Below are 20776 nucleotides of genomic sequence, written 5' to 3' on the forward strand. Positions count from 1 at the left end.
TCATAGCCCTCTCGCGACACGCCGGAAGTGTGAAACGTGTGTGTGCGGCAAGCGCTACCTGCGATTTCGTAACCCAATAGCGACCTGGGTCACAGCATGTTTGCTGGAAGCCCTCCCGGTTATCGTGAAGCAAACAGACTGAAAGTACGGATTCACCCAATCGGTCCCTCACCTGCGCATTCGCAAGATCAAGAATTTTGCAAATTGTCGGTAACTCGACTGTTGAATTGCTCGGAGACATGGTTCACTGGGTCCTGGTCGCAAGCTTCTGTGTTCGAGGGACGGATCGAAAGTCCAACCATCAGCAGGATCGATGTTGCGAACGCCGTGCTCAGGCTTTCCTTGCAGGGGGACCCACAGTACAGCGGTCGGAACGGACCCGGTGGACGAACCCAGTTGTCCGCCGTTCCGGTAAGAAAGAGAAGGAACAGAATGGCACAGGGAACTGTGAAGTGGTTCAACGCGGAGAAGGGGTTCGGCTTCATCGCGCCCGAGGACGGCTCCGCTGACGTCTTCGTCCACTACTCGGAGATCCAGGGCACGGGCTTCCGTACCCTCGAGGAGAACCAGAAGGTCGAGTTCGAGGTCGGCCAGGGCACTAAGGGCCCGCAGGCCACCGGCGTTCGCGCGCTCTCCTGAGCTGCGAATCGAATCAACGCCCGTCCCCCATCTCCTGCGCGGAGGTGGGGGACGAGCCATTTCCGGGTAAAGTCGCCCGGAACTTCGCTGCTCGAGAGGGTTGCGAACCCGCGTCGCCGGCTGCCATGAACGCAGCTACCCAAGTGCGCAGGGTATAAACGTCACTGGTGGCGATGTCCGAACGTCGCGCCGTCTGCCCCAGCCGCGCACCGAGCGGACCTCCCGACGCGCGGATCTAGAAGGAAGGTGTTCGCCGGTGGCAACACGAGACCGCAGTTCAGCCGACCAGGGGCGTCCCCTGCGTCGTCTCGTGATCGTCGAGTCCCCGACGAAGGCCCGCAAGATCGCGCCGTACCTGGGCCGCAACTACACGGTCGAGGCGTCGGTGGGTCATATCCGCGACTTGCCGCGTGGCGCCGCCGACGTGCCTGCCAAGTACAAGGGGCAGTCCTGGGCGCGCCTCGGCGTCGACGTCGATCACGACTTCGAGCCGATCTATGTCGTCAGCCCGGACAAGAAGGCCAAGGTCTCCGAGCTCAAGAGCCTGCTGGCCGACGCCGACGAGCTCTATCTCGCCACCGACCCCGACCGCGAGGGCGAGGCGATCGCCTGGCATCTGCTCGAGACGCTCAAGCCGAAGGTCCCGGTCCGCCGGATGGTCTTCCACGAGATCACCGAGCCTGCCATCCTCGCGGCCGCCGCCGACACGCGCGAACTCGACAACGATCTGGTCGACGCCCAGGAAACCCGCCGCATCCTGGACCGCCTCTACGGCTACGAAGTCAGCCCGGTGCTGTGGAAGAAGGTCATGCCGCGGCTGTCGGCGGGCCGCGTGCAGTCCGTCGCCACCCGTGTCATCGTGCAGCGCGAGCGCGAGCGCATGGCGTTCCGTTCCGCCGAGTACTGGGACATCGCCGCCAAGCTCGACGCGGGCGTCGACGAGAACTCCGATTCGACCAACCCGCGCACGTTCGGCGCGCGCCTGGTCCAGGTCCAGGGCGACCGGGTCGCGTCCGGCCGTGACTTCGGCTCCGACGGTCAGCTCAAGTCGGCCTCCGGTGTCGTCGTGCTGGACGAGGCCTACGCGCGCAGGCTGGCCGAGGCGCTCGACGGCGCCGACCTGGTGGTCTCCTCCGCCGAGGCCAAGCCGTACTCGCGCAAGCCGTATCCGCCGTTCATGACCTCGACGCTGCAGCAGGAGGCGGGCCGCAAGCTGCGCTTCACCTCCGAGCGCACGATGCGGGTCGCCCAGCGGCTGTACGAAAACGGCTACATCACCTACATGCGAACCGACTCGACCACGCTGTCGGAGTCGGCCATCGCCGCCGCGCGTTCGCAGGCCACGCAGCTCTACGGCGCGGAGTACGTCTCGCCGACGCCGCGGCAGTACACGCGCAAGGTCAAGAACGCGCAGGAAGCGCACGAGGCGATCCGCCCGTCGGGCGACACCTTCATCACTCCCGGTCAGCTGGCTGCCAAGGTCGACCAGGACGAGTTCCGGCTCTACGAGCTGATCTGGCAGCGCACCGTCGCCTCGCAGATGGCCGACGCGCGTGGCACCACGCTGACCCTGCGCATCACCGGCACCGCGCGGACCGGCGAGGAGTGCGTGTTCTCCTCCTCGGGTCGCACGATCACCTTCCCCGGCTTCCTCAAGGCCTACGTCGAGAGTGTCGACGAGGAAGCGGGCGGTCAGTCCGACGACGCCGAATCCCGTTTGCCCGCGCTGGAAGAGGGTCAGGGCGTCACCGCCGTCGAGCTGACTCCGGACGGGCACAGCACGAATCCGCCCGCGCGCTATACCGAAGCCTCGCTGATCAAGACGCTCGAAGAGCTCGGCATCGGCCGCCCGTCGACGTACTCGTCGATCATCAAGACGATTCTCGATCGCGGGTACGTCTACAAGCGCGGTAGCGCGCTGGTGCCGTCGTGGGTGGCGTTCGCGGTGGTCGGTCTGCTCGAGGCGTACTTCGGCAGACTGGTCGACTTCGACTTCACCGCCGCGATGGAGGACGACCTCGACGCGATCGCGGGCGGACGCGAGCAGCGCGGAAACTGGTTGTCCAGCTTCTACTTCGGTGGCGATCACGGCGCCGAGGGCTCGGTGGCGCGCTCGGGTGGCCTCAAGAAGATGGTCGGCGAGCAGCTCGACGACATCGATGCCCGCGAAGTGAACTCGATCAAGATGTTCGTCGACGAGGAGGGCCGCGATGTCGTGGTCCGCGTCGGCCGGTTCGGTCCGTACCTGGAGCGGACGGTCGTCAATCCCGATGACCCGGACGGTGATCCGGTGTCGCAGCGGGCGAACCTCCCCGACGATCTGCCGCCGGACGAGCTGACGCCGGAGGTCGCCGAGAAACTGTTCTCGACGCCGCAGGAGGGTCGTGCGCTCGGCGTCGATCCGGTGTCGGGGCACGAAATCGTCGCCAAGGAAGGACGTTTCGGTCCGTACGTCACCGAGATCCTGCCCGAGCCACCCGCGCCCGACCCGGCCGCGCCGCCCGCGAAGAAGACGGCCAAGAAGGCGGCCGAGGTCAAGCCGCGCACCGGCTCGCTGTTCAAGTCGATGGATCTGGCGACGATCACCCTCGACGACGCGCTCAAGCTGCTGTCGCTGCCCCGCGTGGTCGGCAACGACCCGGCCTCGGGCGAGGAGATCACCGCGCAGAACGGCCGCTACGGCCCGTACCTGAAGAAGGGCACCGACTCCCGGTCGCTGGCGACCGAAGACCAGTTGTTCACCGTCACCCTCGACGAGGCGCTCAAGCTCTACGCCGAGCCGAAGCGGCGTGGGCGGCAGGCGGCCAGCGCGGCTCCGCTGCGCGAGCTGGGCAACGACTCGGCCACGAACAAGCCGATGGTGATCAAGGACGGCCGGTTCGGTCCGTACGTCACCGACGGTGAGACCAACGCGAGCCTGCGTAAGGGCGACGAGGTCGAGTCGATCACCGACGAGCGTGCCTCCGAGCTGCTGGCCGATCGCCGGGCACGTGGGCCGGTGAAGAAGGCGGCGAAGAAGACGCCCGCGAAGAAGGCGGCCAAGAAGGCGCCGGCGAAGAAGACGGCGGCCAAGTCGACGGCGACCAAGACGGCCACGAAGACGGCTGCCAAGAAGACCGCAGCGAAGAAGGCTCCGGCCAAGAAGGCTCCGGCGAAGAAGGCAGCAGCGAAAAGCGTTGGCGGCGACGAGGACTGACGACCGGCCTCGTCGGCATGCGCTGAGCATTCACTGAAGGCTCCGATGGTCCGGATTTCGACCGATCGGCGGGATAGCGAACGTTCGGCCCGGTGGCCGATGGGATCTGTCGGGTGGTGGCGGCGCGGCTCGTCGAGCGCGTAGGCGTCGGGGCAGCCGGGTGAGTACTTCGCCCGGGTCGGTGGCCCAACCCGTCAGACAAGGCTGTCGTAGTGCGCGGCTAGGGTGTCTCCCGTGGCAGGTGTCTTCGATCGACTGGTCGGCCAGGACGTGGTCGAGACCGAGCTGACCGCTGCCGCCACGGCGGCGCGGGCCGGCGTCGTCACCGGGGCGATGACGCATTCGTGGCTGTTCACTGGTCCACCCGGTTCCGGTCGGTCCGTCGCGGCGCTCTGCTTCGCCGCCGCCCTGCAATGCACCGACCCCGACATCGTCGGCTGCGGTCGGTGCCACGCCTGCACCACCACGATGGCGGGTACGCACGGCGATGTGCGCCGGATCATCCCCGAGGGGCTGAGCATCAGCACCAAGGAAATGCGCGCGATCGTGCAGATCGCTTCCCGGCGGCCGAGTACCGGCCGCTGGCAGATCGTGGTGGTCGAGGACGCCGACCGGCTCACCGAGGGCGCGGCCAACGCCCTGCTCAAGGTGGTCGAGGAGCCGCCGGACCGCACCGTGTTCCTGCTGTGCGCGCCGACGGTCGACCCCGAAGACATCTCCGTCACTCTGCGTTCCAGGTGCAGGCACGTGCACCTGGTGACACCCACCGTCCCCGCCATCGCGCAGGTGCTGCGCGAGCGCGACCAGCTCGACCCGAAAACCGCCGACTGGGCGGCCGCGGTGAGCGGCGGCCACGTCGGCCGCGCGCGTCGCCTGGCCACCGACGAGGACGCGCGCAAGCGACGTCAGCGCGCACTCGCCCTGGTCAGCGCGACGGAACGGCCCGGTGCCGCCTACGCCGCCGCCGACGAGCTGGTGAAATCCGCCGACGACGAAGCCAAACTGATGAGCGCCGAACGCGACGACCGCGAACGCGACGAACTCGCCACCGCCCTCGGCGCAGGCGGCACCGGCAAGGGCGCGGCTTCGGCCACCCGCGGCTCGGCGGGCGTGCTCAAAGACCTCGAACGCCGCCAGAAGTCCCGCGCCACCCGCACCGGCCGCGACGCGCTCGACCGCGCCCTCATCGACGTCGCAGGCATGTACCGCGACGCCCTCGCGATGCGCTTCGCCGGCCGCGGCGCCACCATCACCCTCACCCACCCCGACATGGCCGACGAGATCACCGAACTCGCGTCCAATGTCCGCCCCGAGGGCCTGCTCCGCAGCATCGACGCCGTCCTGGAATGCCGGGAAGCACTGGACCTCAACGTGAAACCCCGCTTCGCCGTCGCCGCCATGGTCGCCACCCTGATCGCCGCCCGGTCCACCTGACCACCCGTTTTCGCGTTCTGCCCATTCCCGCGATAGACTCGCGTCGCCTGACGGCACGCCGCCTTAGCTCAGTCGGTAGAGCGCTTCACTCGTAATGAAAAGGTCGGGGGTTCGATTCCCCCAGGCGGCTCCATAACACCAGGTCAGGGCGGGTGCGGGGAAGAATCCCGGTACCCGCCCTGACCTGTTTTCCCAACTATTTCCCAACTAATTGTCGTCGCCGGACACCGCGCGATGCAGCACGTCGGCAGCCGCTTCGTGAGTTCGCCCACGTGCCATGTAGTGCCGCTGAGTCATCGCCGGATCAACATGCCCGAGCACGTCAGCGGTGACACGGGCCGACAGCCCGGCATCATCGAGGATGGTCGCGACCGCGTGGCGGAAGCTGTGCGGAACGATGTCATCCGGAATGCCGAGCGCCTCGCGGACCCTTCTCCACTCGGCCCCAACATTCTGGGGATCTCGCATCGTCCACACCGCCGAGGGAAACACCAGATCCAATGCATCGGCATCAGGATCAGGCGGCGAAGCCAACCGGCGAGCCGCGAGAACTGCCTTGCGCCGTTTGAGCATCTCGACCGCGAAGGGTGGCAGGGCGATCTTGCCGCCCCGGTTCTTCGAGCTCGCGGCGGCGGCGTTCTCTTCCCGCACAAGACCCTGTCCAGGGACGCGCGCAATCTTCCCCGTCGTGCGCAGCGTCCGGCCATCTATGTCGATGTCAGACCACAACAACCCCAGTGCCTGAGAACGGCGAAGGGCCGACCCGGCTAGCAAGGTCACCAGGTCGGCCAGGTCCGCGCTTTCGCAGTACTCGGCCACTGTCGGCGGGGTGTAAGCCTTGACCGGTACCGCACGATTCCGCTCAGCCTTCGACAGCTTGCGCGGGCAAGGCAGGACAGACGTGCGCACCGCCGCAAGGATGAACCTCAGCTCCTCCACGCTCAGGTCACCCGCGCCCCCTGTACGGCCCTTGGCCTCGATGTTCTTGGGCATCTGTGACTCACGCACCGGATTGATCGGCATCGCATCCTTGCGAACCGCGTAGCGGAACATGCCGGACAAGACGTTGCGCGCAATTTTCATCGTGCCCGGCCCCCTGGCGTGGCCGACCTCTGCCAAGAACGCTTCAACTGCCGAGGTCCTGACCTCGAGCAGACCGCGCCCGCCGAACGACGTGTTGAACATTTTCGCCACGTCGTCGTACCGCTCGAGTGTTCTACCCACGCGACCCTGCTCCACCAAGTGGTTTCGGTAGATGTCCCACAGTTGCCGAACACTCGTCGACGATGACAGCTCGCCACCCAGATCGATACGGATGGCAGACGCAGCGGCCAGCACCGCATCTAGCGCGCGCTGGCCGGTGCGGTCTGGCACCTCTCGGCCCCGCCTGTCCACCTTGAGAGGGGAGACGCGGGCGAGATCCCGACGTTTCCCCGAAGCGTCGCGCACGAGAACCCGCGCGGACCAACGTCCAGGCGACAACTCCGTCAGCATCGGTTTACCGGCGACACCCAGGGGGCGAGCAGGACGGCCGCGACTCACGCCCACCCGCCGATACTCAGCCCTCTAGGCCCTCCAGCGCTGCGTCCAAAGCGTCTAGATCCCAACGGAACCCCTTTCCGATTCTCTTCGGCCGAGGAAGCCACGGATGCTTCTCCGGCTCACGAGCCCACCGCCGCAAGACTTCCGGGTGAATGCAGATGTGCGCGGCGGCATCCTTGGTCGGCACCCACCGCCGAACCGGTGGCATCAGCGGTGCCGGATCAGCAGACACGGCCGTCTCCTTGCTGGTCAACAGCAGAATTATTGCTGATAGTTTGCTGAATGTGAGGAGGATTGTTCGCAATAGGGGGAGGTGGCAGCCCGACCGCGAGGGCTGCCCGGTCGTACTCCGCGCGCCATTCCCGCCGTTGGGCAACAGCTTTGAGCAGCAGGAACCCACGTTGAGGAATCCGGGTACCCGGACTGACCTTGGACCATGTGTAGCGGCGCAGGTCCGGGCGTGGCTTGTCGATGCCGACAGCGGCCAGGGTCGCTCGCACGAACTCCATCCGATCGGCCTTGTGGTCCCCGATCGTCTTGCCTGTCCACTTTTCCGAGGTCAACACCCGATTACCGGGCAAGCCGAGGTTTTCGCGGCGATGGGCGCGTCCCTTGCACTGCCCAGGCCGGGTACGGGCTGTCGCGCCTTTGGGGACGATGCCGTAGAGCAACCACACCGAACACCGCTCCGAGCACGGAGTCTGGCGCAGCGTCGCGTGTAGCCGGGCGTAGTGGCCCCGTTGCCGAGCGGTTTTCGCTTCCAGGATGTCGGACACCGATTTGGTCAGGTACTTGCACAGGTACCCGATCCCGCGTTCGGCCTTCTCGGAACCGCCGACCAACCGGCGCGCGTCCACCTTCCGCCCGAAGCGCGCCACATGCGCCGGTTGCGCGTCCTCAGCCCAGGTCGATTCCATCGCTTCGTCCCAGGATTGCAGCGCCATTCGGCTGGTCGGGTCGACAAAGGTCTCCTGCTCGCGGTCCCACACCGGTAGATGAGTACCGCCGTAGAGCAGGTGTTTCGGGCGCGGCCACCACACCTGGTGATAGGTCGCTTCGGTGACGCGCCGGATCAGGTCGATATCGACCAGGCCGCGTAGGGCGATGTGCAGGTGTGGCGCACCCCGTTTCTGCGGTTCGACCACCCCGAAGTACTGGATGTTCCAGCCGATCGCACGGCGCAGGTTCTGTATCCACCGCGAGAACAACCGTGCGCACCAGATCGCATCCCAAGCCGCACGCGCGTAGTCGTAGCCCTCCGGATCGATCGGAGTGGAGTCCTCGCGATGGACCCTGCCGTAGGAGTCCATCGTGACCGTGACGAACATCGACGCCCGCGCGGACCCGTCAGCGTTGGCACCACCGATCGTGCGGTCATCGACAGGCAGGCGCGGCAGATCGGGGATGTCTTGTCGGCGACGAGTCGAGCGACCCCGCCCCGCCCCGGTGCCAGAGTCGGTGTCGCTGTCGTCGCTGTCGGCGGGATCGCAGCCGGCATCGGTGCCTTCCGAATCAGCCGGCGGTTTCCCGGCGGTGCCGAGCGCTGTGAGTTGGTTGTCGGCCCATCCGATTTCGGCGACCAGCTCCGCGGCTTCATGGTCGACCCCTTCGGAAAGCGTCGCCATCAGATCAGCCCGGTACACCATCAACGACACGTGATCCAACGATGGTCTCGCACGCGGAATCTCGGGCTCACGATCCAGATGCCAACCCACCCGGCACTGCTGGGCGCGAACCCGTTTGGCTTGGCGTGCGCACGGACCACACACCACCTCGAGGGTGTGCCCACACGGCACCGGCACCAGCTCCCGCGCCCCGGTCTGGGTGTCGGTGCGTTCGAGGACCATGGGCCGCACACACACCCCGTGCTGTTCGGCCGCTGCGATCGCTACAGCGTCGAACGAGGGCATCCGCAGCCGTAGCCCCGATTCGGCCTCCTCGGCGCGGCCCTGGTCCAGGACCAACCGTGCGTCGTTCCCGGTCACAACTCGGCCCACCCGTCACCGGTCCCGAATCGCTTGGTGCGCAACGGTTTTCCGTCTTGGTCGCGCGGCAGCGGAGGGAACGTCGTCATGATCCAATCGATATCGTCATCGGTGGCCCAGTAGGCGCGCACACGAGTGATCTCGGTCGAGGTCTCGTGTTCGACAAACCCGACACCGGGCATGTTCTCGGGGATCTCGTCACACAGCGCGCCCCGGTCGCGCCCGCCCTTGCCGAACACCATGTCGGGTTGGGTGTGCTCACGCAGCCGCAACCCCACCCGATAGGGGAAGAGCTGGCGCAACTCGAGAACTTCTTTGCTGGGGTCCTGCAAGCATCCGACCACCGGCACCGCGACCGCGCGGGACTGGGTCAAGATCACCCCCAGGCACCGAGTGATCGCGTCACGGATCTTGCGATCGGAGTAGTAGGCGGTCAAGCTCGCCGCCTCATCGACCAACAGCAACACCAACGGCTCATCCACAGACGGAGTGATCGTGCGCGCCCGAGCAGACATGTACTTCTCGCCCCGCGACTGAACCAGCTTCACCGCGTCCTCGAGAATCGCAAGCGCTTCGGTTCCACTCGACGCGGCGAAACGCGCGAACCAGTCACGGGCGTAACCGAATTCGAGTCCGCCTTTGGGATCGATGACCCACACCACCACCGACCCGTCACGGATCGCTGGACCCAACGCGGCCAGCAGCGACCACGCCACCGACCCTTTGCCCGATCCGGTGGCACCGGCCACCATCACCTGATTGCCGAGAAGGCGCACCGTCCACGGTTGCCCCAGCTCGGTCATGCCGACCGGCAACGCGTGCAGGTCGACCGTCTTCGGATCGGCGCGCGGCAACGGGATCGGGTCGGCGAGGATGTCGCGGTGCACGACCTCGAGCCGTATCCAACCCGGTTTGAACAGCCGTATCCGGACCCCAATCGCGCCGAAGGCATGACGTAGCGCGTCGGCTTGTTGTGCCCACTCCTCGCGCGTCTGACCGTCGAGCATCTTGATTTCGAGGATGTCGGCCGCCGGGCCGGGCTGCACCGCGACCAGATACGGGGTTTTCACCTCGGTATCGAGCACGCTGGAAAGCCCGTGCATGGCAGCAATTTCCGACCAGCGACGGCGGTAGGTCCACCACACCCGATGTTTAGTCCGTATCCGCCCACTCACCCAGCGTTGCCACGACACCGGCCACGCCCACGCCCACACCCCCCACACCGCGACCGCGACCACACCGACCGCGACACCGACCGGCCACCCCCACCAGTACCCGGCAGCCACCGCGCCCGCGATCGGCACCGACAATATGGGAAATATCAACGCCCACAACATTATTCGTAGTCCGAGCATCAGCGATTTCTCGAAAAGTTGCATCAGGTCCAGGCCGAGTTGATCACCGGCCGTGGACGGTTGTTGGTTTCGGTAGAAGTCATCAGAACGAGCCATCACGATTTGTCCTGTCGAATAGTCGCCATTGCCGCGCAAGAAGGCGCAGGTAAGGTCCGAAGCGGTGCGGCGGTAACCGGCCGGAACCAGATACCGCCGCACCGTCTAGAGGTGAGGTGTGATCAGTCGCCGGACTTGGCCGGACCAGACGGGGTGCGCGGCCCTGGGGCGTACCCAGTGGCCCGAACAACCCAGCTCAGGTACTTGAACTCACCTTGTCCGGCCACACGCGGTGTGACGATCAACCCGGTCAGCTCGATCGGACGCATATCCGGTCCGATCTCCCCGGTTGTCGGCACCGGCTCAGAGTTGGACAGCAACATCACCTCATACGCCTTACGGCGCGGATGCTTCTCCGCCGGATCGAGAACCGCGATCTTCCAAACCAGTTCGTGAGTCACCGGATCACGGCGTTGCGGTCCGGGCCGCAACGGATCACCGGTGTATTCGGTGTCCGGTATGACCGGTCCCACCTGGTACAATCCACGGGCGTAGAAGTCGGCGAATGCCGGGTGGAATCGGAAGTTTCGCCGGAACTCCGGCGTCTCGTTGGCGTCTTTTTGGACCATCACGGCCACCCTCTTTCAGGGTCAAAACACGCGACGGGGCGGTACCACAGCCAATTTTCGACTACTCTGGACATGGCAGAGCCCGTCTCTGCGTGGATGGAATGGGGACTCTCGCGGTGGGTTAGTGGCCCGTTGTCCCGCGTGAGTTTGTTTCGTTCAGGCTGTCCCCTCGGTCGCACGAGGGGGCAGCCGCGAATCAGCAACTCGGAGTCTGGTTGATCATCAGGGCCTCTCTGTCTAGTCAGAGGCCGAGGCACCGGGAGAATGGCACGACGGCCGAAACGAAACGCCACCCCAATTCAGGGTCGCGCTGCTCTGCCCGTGTTCCCAGCTAACACGTTCAGAGCGAGTCGGCGCGATTCGTCAGGTTGCCCCCAACCTTCGCGGCGAATCACGCCTACTACCATCATCCAGACCCATTCGCCCCGGTCAAGCCCGCATCGGGTGTGCTCCAGTGCTCCGGTTTGACTGTTCAACGGTTAGAAGATGTCAAATGTATTGGTAGACAATCAGATTGGGATCTGCGTCGGTACCGAAAATTGCGTCAAAAAGTTTTCGGGCGAAACGTGCAAGAGTAGCCACTCTATTACGCGACCACCGAAACATGCGCGCGGAGAGCAGAATTCCCTATCGAAGATGCATACGGACCCGTCTCGGTCAAGGCCCTTAGCTGATCCAATTTTGACACGTCAAAAATGATCGGTTTAACCTGTGCCCGCGTGGATAAGGCGGCCGATGCAGGCTCGTTCCTCATGTGCCGACATATCGTCCGCCTGCACACGAAAGCCCCTGAATCATAAGGTAACCGGGGTTGCGGAGTGGATCGCGAAAGGAAACGATGAGACCTAGCGAGAAATCTCGTCCATGAGCATACGAAGCGTCAGTGAATGCTTCTCCGGAGGAAGCGCATCAAGCGCGGCACGCGCATAGTTCTCACCGATCTCTCGGTCTCCGGCACGCACGAGCATTAGACCTCGATGCATTTCGAGGTGCGTAGCGAACCGTGGCAGCGTTGGCGGGAGCCAGCGCCGGGCCTCGTCTTGCGCCTCCACAGCTTCAGATTCGTCCCCGAGCCTCGCCCGCAGCAGTGACCGGAAGACCCCCAGTCGCCAATATGGCACGGCGTAATCCGAAGCCTCCGAATCACCAGACCCTGCGATGTCGAATATCCTTCGGCCTTCGGTGTCCAGAGCTCGCGCCGTGGCCTCGTCGCCAGTGATCGCGGCGGCATGAGCCTTGCCGTACAACGCATTCACCCTGCCCAGGGACGGACGGTCCGAAATCGCGAGCGCTTGATCAGCGAACATGGTTGCGACTGGCAGCGATGCACCCTCGTAGCCAAGCGCAATCGCTGCGCGGCCCCGCACCCACACACGAGTATCAACATCTCCAGAACGATCGGCTGAGTCGGCCGCCATCCGATACCACGTCACAGCTTTGGAACCGTCAGACCCCGGAAACGTTTTGGCGAACAGGGTCATCAACCTCGCAGCGTGCGCCCACATTCGGGGGGTGTCGCACTGCTGCTGTATCACCGCAAGGTCCACGGCCACCCGCTGTTGAATCTCACCAGCTCCAGAGGTCATGTAGTCGGCCCCATATCCGACGAGCGTGTGTGCCCACTGCTCCACAGACGGCCCCGCGCCTTGCAGCCGAGCCGAGAACCCCTCTGCCAACAGGTCCGATGCCACAACAGGTGCCACGGTCGTGGCGGCCAGCGTAGTAAGGAAATGTCTGCGATTCACGTCGGCCTCCAATACGGCTAGTGGCACATCAAGCACGCCAGCAAGGTGCCGCATCCAAAACGGCGAAGGCTCGCTTTTGCAAGACTCCCAGCGACGGGAGATGTACTCGCGGCCAATCGTCTGCCCGGAGCGCTCACTCAACTCGTCTGCCAGTCGCCCCTGGGACCACCCGCGCGCCTGCCGAAGGTCGCGAATCAGCTTCCCCGTGTGCATGAGCCAATCATGCCCTGATTCCTCACTGTGCGTACGCGTGCCACTACGAATGCCACTCGTCGGCAAGGTCACTGAGCGCAACTATTGACCCAGGCAAGCAACGGTGCGGCCTACAGATCCGGTTCCCAACGCCCGATACGAAGCCAACTGGGGTGACCGATGACAACCAACCTCAAAGCTGACGTTCTCGCCCTCCTCGAATCGGGCGGACTGCTCACCGCCGACACAATCGCACACAATGTGAACCTCCCGGCCTGGCGTGTAACGCGGGCGCTGCACTCGTTGCGTCGCAGCGGCGACGCCTTCCGGAACCGCCGTGCGGAGTGGCAGATCACAGCGGGAGAACGCCGCTCAACAAGGCAGGCCGCGCGATGACTGACCCCATTCCCGTCACACTCGAACACACCTTTGCCGACCTCACTCGAGCACTCGACGCCATGCGCGAAGCCGGTTTCATCACCACCACGCCCAATTCGCCAACGGTTGACACGACGGCTACGCGGACCGGGTTGCCCGAGGAGTCCCGATGACACAGACCAGCACATCGCCCACGGCCTACACCGAAACCCCCGAATCCCGGTGCGAGTTCTACCGACGCACCTGCCGCCTGCCTACCGTGATCGACCCCCAAACTGGGCGGATCACGATGAAGGCGGGGCGGGTTGGTGCGGTCATGATGCCCACCGGTCTGGCACAGCGGGTCAAAAACACCCTCGATGTGCGGGGGGTCGCGCCACTGCCGATCATCGGTCACCCCCGCGCCGACATGTGGACATTTTTGATCAGGCCGGATATCCGCCCGATCGGTGACCCTGCCGAGGTCGCCCGGTTGCGGCGGGCGCGGGTGGTGGTGATCCGTGACGGCGATATCGGGTTGCCCTCCCCGGTGCCGGACGCGGTGATGGTCCGCACATGGGTATCCCCGGCGATCAGCGCATTCCAGCCCTCCGGTTCGGTTGTCCTCGAGTGCGCACGGGCGTGCTTACCGGGCCAGTACCCCCGATGAACCACGGCGGCGGGTCCCCACGCCCCGAGGAACCCGACATTCATCTCACAGTCCAATTCACCAGTGTGCGAATGGATTTCGTCGCCTGCCTGACGGCCGCGTTGGTGTTCGTGTGCGAGGTGACCGCCCGCCGACCCGGCACCGTCACCGTCGATCCCAGCCACTGCGCGGGACTGTCGAGGCTCCCCAACGAACGGCTGTACCTCCAGCCCTGACCGTGCGAACACCGCACGTTCCCCGACCAGCTGAATGCCCTCGATGCGATGCGCCCCGGTCGGCCTCCCAGTGCCCTACCGGCCCGCTGCGCGGGGGCGGCCCCGGAGTCGTTTCCCGACGATTTCCGGGGCCCCGAACCTTCCTTGTCGACCAACCGGAGCAACGGCTACGTCGTCATAGGCACCGACCGCAAGTTCGTGATCACCGACAAAGGCATCGAAGCCGCCAGCAACCTCGATGCCGGGTACGACCGCCTCGGGGGCCTTGAGGGCTGATTCCGTTGCACCACAACGATTTACACCACAAACAACACCAGAGAGGGCGCGACACCACGTGAGCGGCCCAGGCCCCGAAAACTACACCGTTCTTGACCAGTCCAGCCCCAACGCCGCGCGCGTCCTCACCGCCGTGCTCGGTGGCAAGGACTACTACAGCAACGACCGCGTGATTGCCGAGACACTCACCCGGAGCAAGATCGCCCCCGCGATCACCGAATCACGTCGGTTCGCCCGTCGCGCGGTCGGATATCTCATCGACCACCACCAGGTCACACAATTCGTGGAACTCGGGTGCGGGTTCCCTCACCCACCCAACATTCACGACATCGCCGCCGAGCGCACCGACACCGCCCGCACGCTCTACATCGACAACGACCGACTCGTAGCCGTCCACGCACGCGCCCTGATGACCGCACAAACCGTCTACACCGCCGAGATCGACCTCACCGACACCACCGCCGTTCTCGACGCCATCACCGCCCAGTTCGACATGTCCGCACCGATCGCGCTGTGTCTGTCCGGCACCGCGGAATTGATCGATGACGCCCCGGCGATAGTCGCGGCATTGACCCACGCACTACCGGCGGGAATGTGGCTGGTGCTGACCCATGTCACCGCCGACATCCACGGCCACCACATCGACTCCGCTGCGCGAACCCTGCGCGCGGCCGGAATCGATTACTACCCACGCACCTACGACGATATTGCCGCGATGCTCACCGGCTACCACCTGCACACCCCCGGTCTGGTCGCCCCGCACCAGTGGCGACCCGAACTCCTTGGCTCCAGTCGCTATGACCAGGCCACCGAGCCACTACACCCCGCCGTGTGGGACCTGGCCGCCTATGCCGCGATCGGCCAACGACACCGGGCCGAAAGGCGTACACAGTTTGGTTGTGCTGGCGACTCCTGACATCACTGTCTACTGATGGCGCCACACCTTGACCGAGGAGATGAGCAGGAGCGCGGTGAGTATCGGGATGAGCGCGGCGCTGGGCACGACACCGAGCAACAAGCCACCGGCGATGGTTCCCGCGATCGATCCGGCGGCCATGACGAACACGAAACGGGTATTGGCCCGCAGGACTTGGAAGCTGGCATCGCGGCTGTAGCGAGCGAACGCGACCAGCATGGTCGGCAACGACACCATCAGCGACAGGCTACCCGCGACCTTGATATCGACACCGAACAGCAGCACGATCGTCGGGATCAACAGTTCCCCGCCCGCGACACCCATCAGCGCGGCCACGATCCCGATCCCGACGCCCGCGACCACCGCGACACAGATCCGCGCCACGGTCGGTAATTCCAGCGTGCCGACATGGCCGAGGTGGGTCACCGACAAAGCCGCAGCGATCAGGACAAGGAGCAGGGCCAAAACCCGGTACAGGGTGCGGGAATGCATGCGCGTGGCCCAACTCGCACCGAGCCAGGCACCGACTAGGCTGCCCGCGAGCAGGTTTGCCGCGATAGTCCAATGCTGACTGATCTCGTTGTAGGGCAAAGCGATCAGCCGCGCCGGGAGTGCCGTCAGGACCACGATCAGGCTCATCGATTTGTTCAGGATCACCGCGTGCAGGGCCGCGAACCCGAACAACCCGATCAGTAGAGGCAGCCGGAACTCCGCGCCCCCGAGCCCGATCAGCCCGCCCAATACCCCGATCACCGCGCCGCTGGCGAAGACCAACAGCAGCGCGTCACGCCGTGCCACGGCCGACGATCCTGTCGGCTCCTCGACTACCTCACTCACACGCCGAGACGGTACGGGTGCGCAGCGATCTCACCGCCCCCAGTCCAGGTGATGTCAGAAGTCACCGATAGGCATCGCGATTCACCGATGGAACCACCCAGTCGCTTCACGCATGAGTGTGTGCATTCCTTGGTGTGGTGAGAAGGTTCTGGGCAGCTTTGGCGATGGGTTGTTGAGAGGGAGGGGAATCCAGGAATGGAGGAGCTGGGTCCCCCGGAGATGAACAGAAAAAGAAAGAGTAGCCGGTAACCCAGCTGAGTAGTTTGTACGTATCAGGTGAGAAGCTTTGCCGAATTTCTCTCTACAACATCAAGAGCGCGAACGCGCCGCCCCAGGGTGCCCCCTCCGCTGCGCTACGGGGGACACCCGGACGACGCGAAACTCAGCGGCTGGTCATGCCCGTATGGATTGTGTATCTCCCGGGCATCGCGCGGTGCCGAACACGTAGTGTCCGAGCAGTGGGGAAGCGTCGAACCGACGACTACCGCTCTCGGATACGTAATCGGCGCTTCCTCACACCCTCACCGGCGAATCGGGCTGCCGCGCCCCTCCGGGGTTTGCCCCACAGCTCTGTTGCTCATCGATAGCTACACGCCCCAAGTTGCGGCGCGTCTACTCTTTGACACGCCGATCGGGTGGGCGTTGGTCCCCCAACTATCTCCCAACTTATTCGCCTGCTGTGCGCCGTTGTCGAACGTATGTCCTAGTTGTCAATGGTTGTCAAACCTGCCTGTTTTGCCAGGTGAGGGACCATTTATGGGTTGTCGGTTGTGGGCTTGGGTTGCCTCTGGTAGTCGGTCATATCCGTAATGAAAAGGTCGGGGGTTCGATTCCCCCAGGCGGCTCCAAGGTCAAAGGCCCTTTCCGGATTCCGGGAGGGGCCTTTGCTCTGTGCGGGGGCCGCCGAGGAGGGGCCAGACGGTCTCGCGGGGAGTAGATGCCTGCGTGGCCGTGACGGTAGTTCTGGGGGACGACAGTGTTCGCGAATCTTTGTAGCATCGGGTTCATGAAGCGTGGAAGCATGTCTTTCGTCGGTGCTGTGGCCATCGCCGCTGCGGTAGTTGGTGCCCCCTCGGCCGCTGCCTTTCCTCTTCCGGTGCCTTCCGGGTCGTCGATGCCGCTGCCGACCGGGTCGTCGGAGGGTCAATGGGCGATCATCGACGGTACGGGGATGATCGAGAACCTGGACCGATGCTGGGCGAGTGGTTTCCCGCGCGAGGTGACCTACGAGAATCGAAGCGACCGAACGCTTCTGGTGTTCTCGACACCGGACTGCACGGGGACGCCGGTGGCGACGGTGGCGCCTCGCAGCATCGCTAATTACTACAGCTGGTCGATGGTCGCCGCCAGGTAGTGGAGCCGGCAACAACGTGACAGGCCCTTTCCGGGATTCCGGGAAGGGCCTTTTGCTATAGCGGGCTCCGGCATTGCCGCCGAAAGTTGCACAATTGTCTTTGCATAGATTTGTTTGCAAAGGGTACTGTGCAAGTATGGCCGACGAGGTACCGCCCAGGGAGATCACCGATCCCGCCGCTCTCCGCGCGCTCGCGCATCCACTCCGGCAGCGCATCCTGCGCGCACTCGCCGAGAAGGGCCCGGCGACGGCGACGGCGCTGGGTGCCCAGCTGGGGCAGAACACCGGTGCGACCAGTTATCACCTGCGCCAGCTCGCCGAGCACGGGTTCATCGAGGAGGCGCCCGAGCTGGCCAAGGGGAAGGAGCGGTGGTGGCGGTCGCCGCCGAACGATCTGCGGTACCGGATGGACAAGGATCAGTCGCCGGAGATGCGTGAGCTGCTGGAAGGTCTTGTCGCGCAGCACATCACCGATGACGTCGAGATGTTCCAGCGATACCGGGCCGAGCGCGCCGAGCTGGGGGAATGGGCCGACGTGATGCCGTTCTCGCGCGGCGCGATCTACGCGACCCGGGAGGAACTCGACGCCTTCTGCGAGGACTATCTCGCACTGCTCAAACGCTTCCAGGCCACGCACGCCGAGGGCAGGCCGGGGGCGCGCCGGGTACTCACCCGATTCATCGCCTTCCCGGCGCCGGGGATGAACAGCGAGTAGATCATGCTTCTTCGAATTGTCCTGGCCACCAGCGTATTCGCCGCAGTGCTGATCGGCGCCCCGCTCGCGCACGCGAACGATCTCACCACTACCGACATCACCTTCACCCGCTCCGACGGGACGACGACAACCGGCACGATCCACGCACCCGCCGGCGCCACCGGCAGACCTGGCGTCGTGCTCGTCCACGGCTCGGGCACCGCCCGCAGCCCCCAATACGCCCAGGTCGCGGAGGCGCTGGCTCGGCAGGGCATCGTCGCGCTGCACTACGAGAAGCGCACCGAGGACTACACGCCCGCCCACCGCGACTTCTCCCTGCTCGCCGACGACGCGCTGGCGGGCATCGCCGCACTGCGGAATCGGCCCGAGGTGAACCCCGCGCAGGTCGGTCTCTGGGGGCTCTCGGAAGGCGGCTGGGTCGCCCCGCTCGCCACCTCGCGCTCGGCCGATGTCGCTTTCCTGATCACCATCGGCGCCAACTCCGGCGCGCCCGCGGCACAGCAGACCTGGGCCAACGAGACCAGATTCGCGGCGGCGGGCGTCCGCGGATCGATGATAGAGCTGCTGGCGCGCAACGGAATCCGGCAGATCGCGGGTGCGGGTCAGTTCGCGCAGGCCGACTTCGATCCGCTGCCGGTGCTGGCACGGATCGAGCAACCGGTGCTCGCGATCTGGGGTGACAAGGACCGGCTGACTCCGCCGGGCGACAGCCTGCGCGGCTTCCAGGAGACCTTCGATCGCGCGGGCAAGAAGAACTACACCCTGCGCACCCTGCCGGACGCCCAGCACGGCGGCTTCACGACGACCGACGGATTCGACAAGGGCGAGCAGCTGGCTCCCGGCTACGCCCAGCTGATGGGCAATTGGGTGAACGGGCTGCCCGGCTCCGCTGTCGGACAGGCGGATGAACCTGCGGTGCAAGGGCATTCGGTGTCACCCCTGACCCCGCTGGCGTGGTGGGAGTCGACCGCCGCCCAGCTGGCACTGCTGGCGGGAACCCTGCTCGCCCTCGCCGGGTGCGCGCTGACCGGCGTGGCCGGAGCCTGGCGCCTGCCGAACGCCCTGCCCGCGCGAATTCTGGTGGCGGCAGCGGGGATCGGCATTGTCGGCACGGTCGCGCAGCTGTTCTATGTCGCCTCGACCCGGGCGACCTCGTTCGGCCCGTTGCTGTTCGGGCGCACCCTGTCCTGGGTGGCGTTGCAGCTGATCGCGGTGTGCGCGGTGGTCGCGCTCGGCTTCGTCGTAGTCCGTCGGGACCGGATGCTCGCCGGAGCGGGCACGGGGGCGCGAACCCGCTGGGCGCTGGTGGTCTGCGGCGGTATCGGGTTCACGCTGTGGGCGCTGTACTGGGGTCTGCTGCTGCCATGAGAAACGAGAAGGCCCCTGACCTGATGGTCGGGGGCCTGGTCTGAACTGCCGGTGAACTGGTTCAGGGAGTCAAACCTTCCACAATCACCGACAAGTTCTGCGGCGTCGCTCCATGAAAGGGGTCGCCGGTCATCAGCAGCACCGTCGAGGTGCCGGGCGTCAGCGCGGAGAGCAGCACCACGTCCGGCGGGCCTTCGGGCGCGAGCGCACGTCCGTTCGGTAGCGGGGTCGCGTTCTGGTACACGCCGACCTCGACCGCGGAGCCCGATGTCACCCGCGCTCCCGCGGCGGGTAGCAGCACGATGTCACCGGGCGCCAGCTCCAGCCTCTCCCCGACCGGACCTGCGCGGAGATCAACCAGCCGTGGCATCTGCCAGCTCGAGCGCAGAGTCCACGCTGACGTCCTCGCCCTCGCCCCAGTCCGCGCCCTGGGTCCAAATGGGCCCGAACCTCGGATAGATGGCACGTGCGAAGGCGAAGTCGGTGGCGTTGATGTCCGAGCCGCCGCGAATCGGCTGCCCGTCCGTGGTGATCTGGCCGGGCAACTGGTAGCACATGATCGAATCCTGATCAGCGTTGGGCGTCGCTGTGATCGAGCGTTCTTCCAACGGCGTCAAGACGTTCGATCGTGTCTGTTGCTCGCTCCACCCGAAGGTGTCCCGGAAGTAGGCGATCGTCTTGGCGACATCGAGCCGATTGACCAGAGCGCGGCGCAGATGCTCATGTGGGAAGCCGAGTGTGTGGCCCGTCTCATGGCGCACGACCCGCTTGTACTCGGACTCCCTCGTGTTCATCGTGAACCCCTGCAGGTTCATCGTCGGGCGGTTCGTCGGGATCAGTAGGACGTCCGTTCCGAGATAGGACCAATAGCCTTGTCCGGCGCGGGAAATGCGCACCTGGCCGGTGCCGTTCGTCAGGGCGAAAGTGACGCCGATGCCCCAGGCGTTCATGTGGCTGAGAATGCGCTGCCTGAGGTCGGCGCCAGTTGCCTCCATGAAGCTGACCGATAGCGTGCGCCGCTGAAAGCCCCAGTACTTCGAAGTCAGCACCGCCAGCTCGGCCACTTGCGGCAGGCCGCCTTCCGTCGGTGCGCTCTGCGTGAGTGGCGCATTCGCCGGATTGAGACGCGAGGCGACTTCTGCCGCGCGCTCCAACAGCCGGGGCGGCAGCGAGGGGATGACGCAGCCCGCGTCCTCGGCGGGGGGAGCGACGAGGGCGTCTATCTCGGACTCGGCCTCCGCCGCCGAGTAGTGGCCGTCGCCTTTGTGCTTTTGTGTACCCATTGGACCCTCCTCATCGGAATCAACGTGGTTGC

Annotated in this window: 18 protein-coding genes and 1 tRNA gene; 11 read left to right on the forward strand and 8 right to left on the reverse strand. The window is 65.4% G+C overall.

The genetic code is table 11. The features are described 5' to 3' along the window. The first annotated feature begins 432 nt into the window (after positions 1-432). The 4 genes from ACFWF2_RS17140 to ACFWF2_RS17155 all read left to right on the forward strand — a co-directional run bounded on the left by ACFWF2_RS17140 (position 433) and on the right by ACFWF2_RS17155 (position 5402). Positions 433-639 carry a cold-shock protein gene (locus tag ACFWF2_RS17140; protein WP_019044597.1) on the forward strand — a complete coding sequence of 69 codons (207 nt, stop codon included), beginning with the start codon at positions 433-435 and terminating at the stop codon, positions 637-639. A gap of 256 nt (positions 640-895) precedes the next feature. After that, positions 896-3835 carry a type I DNA topoisomerase gene (topA, locus tag ACFWF2_RS17145; RefSeq protein WP_379308400.1) on the forward strand — a complete coding sequence of 980 codons (2940 nt, stop codon included), beginning with the start codon at positions 896-898 and terminating at the stop codon, positions 3833-3835. 234 nt (positions 3836-4069) lie between these two features. Next, the gene (locus tag ACFWF2_RS17150) at positions 4070-5269 is read left to right on the forward strand and encodes a DNA polymerase III subunit delta' (RefSeq protein WP_379308401.1); all 1200 of its coding nucleotides are present in this window, start codon (positions 4070-4072) and stop codon (positions 5267-5269) included. Between the two features lie 57 nt (positions 5270-5326). Continuing rightward, positions 5327-5402: transfer RNA gene (locus ACFWF2_RS17155), tRNA-Thr, on the forward strand. Positions 5403-5476: 74 nt separating this feature from the next. Here ACFWF2_RS17155 and xerC read toward each other — a convergent pair. The 5 genes from xerC to ACFWF2_RS17180 form a co-directional block, all read right to left on the reverse strand. Next, positions 5477-6763, reverse strand: coding sequence for a tyrosine recombinase XerC (gene xerC / locus ACFWF2_RS17160; protein ID WP_379308402.1), 1287 nt, complete (start codon positions 6761-6763; stop codon positions 5477-5479). A 269-nt stretch (positions 6764-7032) separates the two neighbouring features. Beyond that, positions 7033-8796 carry a replication initiator gene (locus ACFWF2_RS17165; RefSeq protein ID WP_379308403.1) on the reverse strand — a complete coding sequence of 588 codons (1764 nt, stop codon included), beginning with the start codon at positions 8794-8796 and terminating at the stop codon, positions 7033-7035. Further along, entirely contained in the window at positions 8793-10349 is a 1557-nt protein-coding gene (locus ACFWF2_RS17170) for an FtsK/SpoIIIE domain-containing protein (RefSeq protein ID WP_379308404.1), read from the reverse strand. Before ACFWF2_RS17170 ends, ACFWF2_RS17165 begins: the two co-directional genes overlap by 4 nt. 20 nt (positions 10350-10369) lie before the next feature. Next, positions 10370-10816: a hypothetical protein gene (locus tag ACFWF2_RS17175; protein ID WP_379308405.1), complete on the reverse strand. Its 447-nt coding sequence runs from the start codon at positions 10814-10816 to the stop codon at positions 10370-10372. Positions 10817-11661: 845 nt separating this feature from the next. Then, positions 11662-12774 carry a helix-turn-helix domain-containing protein gene (locus ACFWF2_RS17180; protein ID WP_379308406.1) on the reverse strand — a complete coding sequence of 371 codons (1113 nt, stop codon included), beginning with the start codon at positions 12772-12774 and terminating at the stop codon, positions 11662-11664. A gap of 526 nt (positions 12775-13300) precedes the next feature. Here ACFWF2_RS17180 and ACFWF2_RS17185 point away from each other — a divergent pair. The 4 genes from ACFWF2_RS17185 (at position 13301) to ACFWF2_RS17200 (ending at position 15187) form a co-directional block, all read left to right on the forward strand. Further along, positions 13301-13780: a DNA-directed RNA polymerase subunit beta gene (locus ACFWF2_RS17185; protein WP_379308407.1), complete on the forward strand. Its 480-nt coding sequence runs from the start codon at positions 13301-13303 to the stop codon at positions 13778-13780. Between the two features lie 71 nt (positions 13781-13851). Further along, positions 13852-13995, forward strand: coding sequence for a hypothetical protein (locus ACFWF2_RS17190; RefSeq protein ID WP_379308408.1), 144 nt, complete (start codon positions 13852-13854; stop codon positions 13993-13995). A 144-nt stretch (positions 13996-14139) separates the two neighbouring features. Further along, a complete protein-coding gene (locus ACFWF2_RS17195; protein WP_379308409.1) occupies positions 14140-14271 on the forward strand; it encodes a hypothetical protein in 132 nt (43 codons plus the stop codon). 58 nt (positions 14272-14329) lie between these two features. Continuing rightward, positions 14330-15187: an SAM-dependent methyltransferase gene (locus ACFWF2_RS17200; protein WP_379308410.1), complete on the forward strand. Its 858-nt coding sequence runs from the start codon at positions 14330-14332 to the stop codon at positions 15185-15187. Positions 15188-15196: 9 nt separating this feature from the next. On the opposite strand, the gene ACFWF2_RS17205 is transcribed toward ACFWF2_RS17200, so the two are convergent. Further along, the gene (locus ACFWF2_RS17205; RefSeq protein WP_379308411.1) at positions 15197-16024 is read right to left on the reverse strand and encodes a sulfite exporter TauE/SafE family protein; all 828 of its coding nucleotides are present in this window, start codon (positions 16022-16024) and stop codon (positions 15197-15199) included. Between the two features lie 1039 nt (positions 16025-17063). Between ACFWF2_RS17205 and ACFWF2_RS17210 the strand changes: the two genes are divergently transcribed. The 3 genes from ACFWF2_RS17210 to ACFWF2_RS17220 all read left to right on the forward strand — a co-directional run bounded on the left by ACFWF2_RS17210 (position 17064) and on the right by ACFWF2_RS17220 (position 19461). Further along, positions 17064-17378 carry a hypothetical protein gene (locus tag ACFWF2_RS17210; protein ID WP_379308412.1) on the forward strand — a complete coding sequence of 105 codons (315 nt, stop codon included), beginning with the start codon at positions 17064-17066 and terminating at the stop codon, positions 17376-17378. Positions 17379-17514: 136 nt separating this feature from the next. Next, positions 17515-18093 carry an ArsR/SmtB family transcription factor gene (locus ACFWF2_RS17215; RefSeq protein ID WP_379308413.1) on the forward strand — a complete coding sequence of 193 codons (579 nt, stop codon included), beginning with the start codon at positions 17515-17517 and terminating at the stop codon, positions 18091-18093. Positions 18094-18096: 3 nt separating this feature from the next. Continuing rightward, complete coding sequence (locus ACFWF2_RS17220) at positions 18097-19461, forward strand: alpha/beta hydrolase family protein (RefSeq protein WP_379308414.1); 1365 nt, start codon at positions 18097-18099, stop codon at positions 19459-19461. Positions 19462-19522: 61 nt separating this feature from the next. Here the strand turns inward: ACFWF2_RS17220 and ACFWF2_RS17225 are convergent, their stop codons facing one another. Both ACFWF2_RS17225 and ACFWF2_RS17230 read right to left on the reverse strand, forming a co-directional pair. Then, the gene (locus tag ACFWF2_RS17225; RefSeq protein WP_379308415.1) at positions 19523-19831 is read right to left on the reverse strand and encodes a hypothetical protein; all 309 of its coding nucleotides are present in this window, start codon (positions 19829-19831) and stop codon (positions 19523-19525) included. Next, positions 19815-20744, reverse strand: coding sequence for a peptidase M12 (locus ACFWF2_RS17230; RefSeq protein ID WP_379308416.1), 930 nt, complete (start codon positions 20742-20744; stop codon positions 19815-19817). Before ACFWF2_RS17230 ends, ACFWF2_RS17225 begins: the two co-directional genes overlap by 17 nt. Positions 20745-20776 lie beyond the last annotated feature (32 nt).

The organism is Nocardia sp. NPDC060259, assembly GCF_042728775.1.
Taxonomy (GTDB): Bacteria; Actinomycetota; Actinomycetes; order Mycobacteriales; family Mycobacteriaceae; genus Nocardia.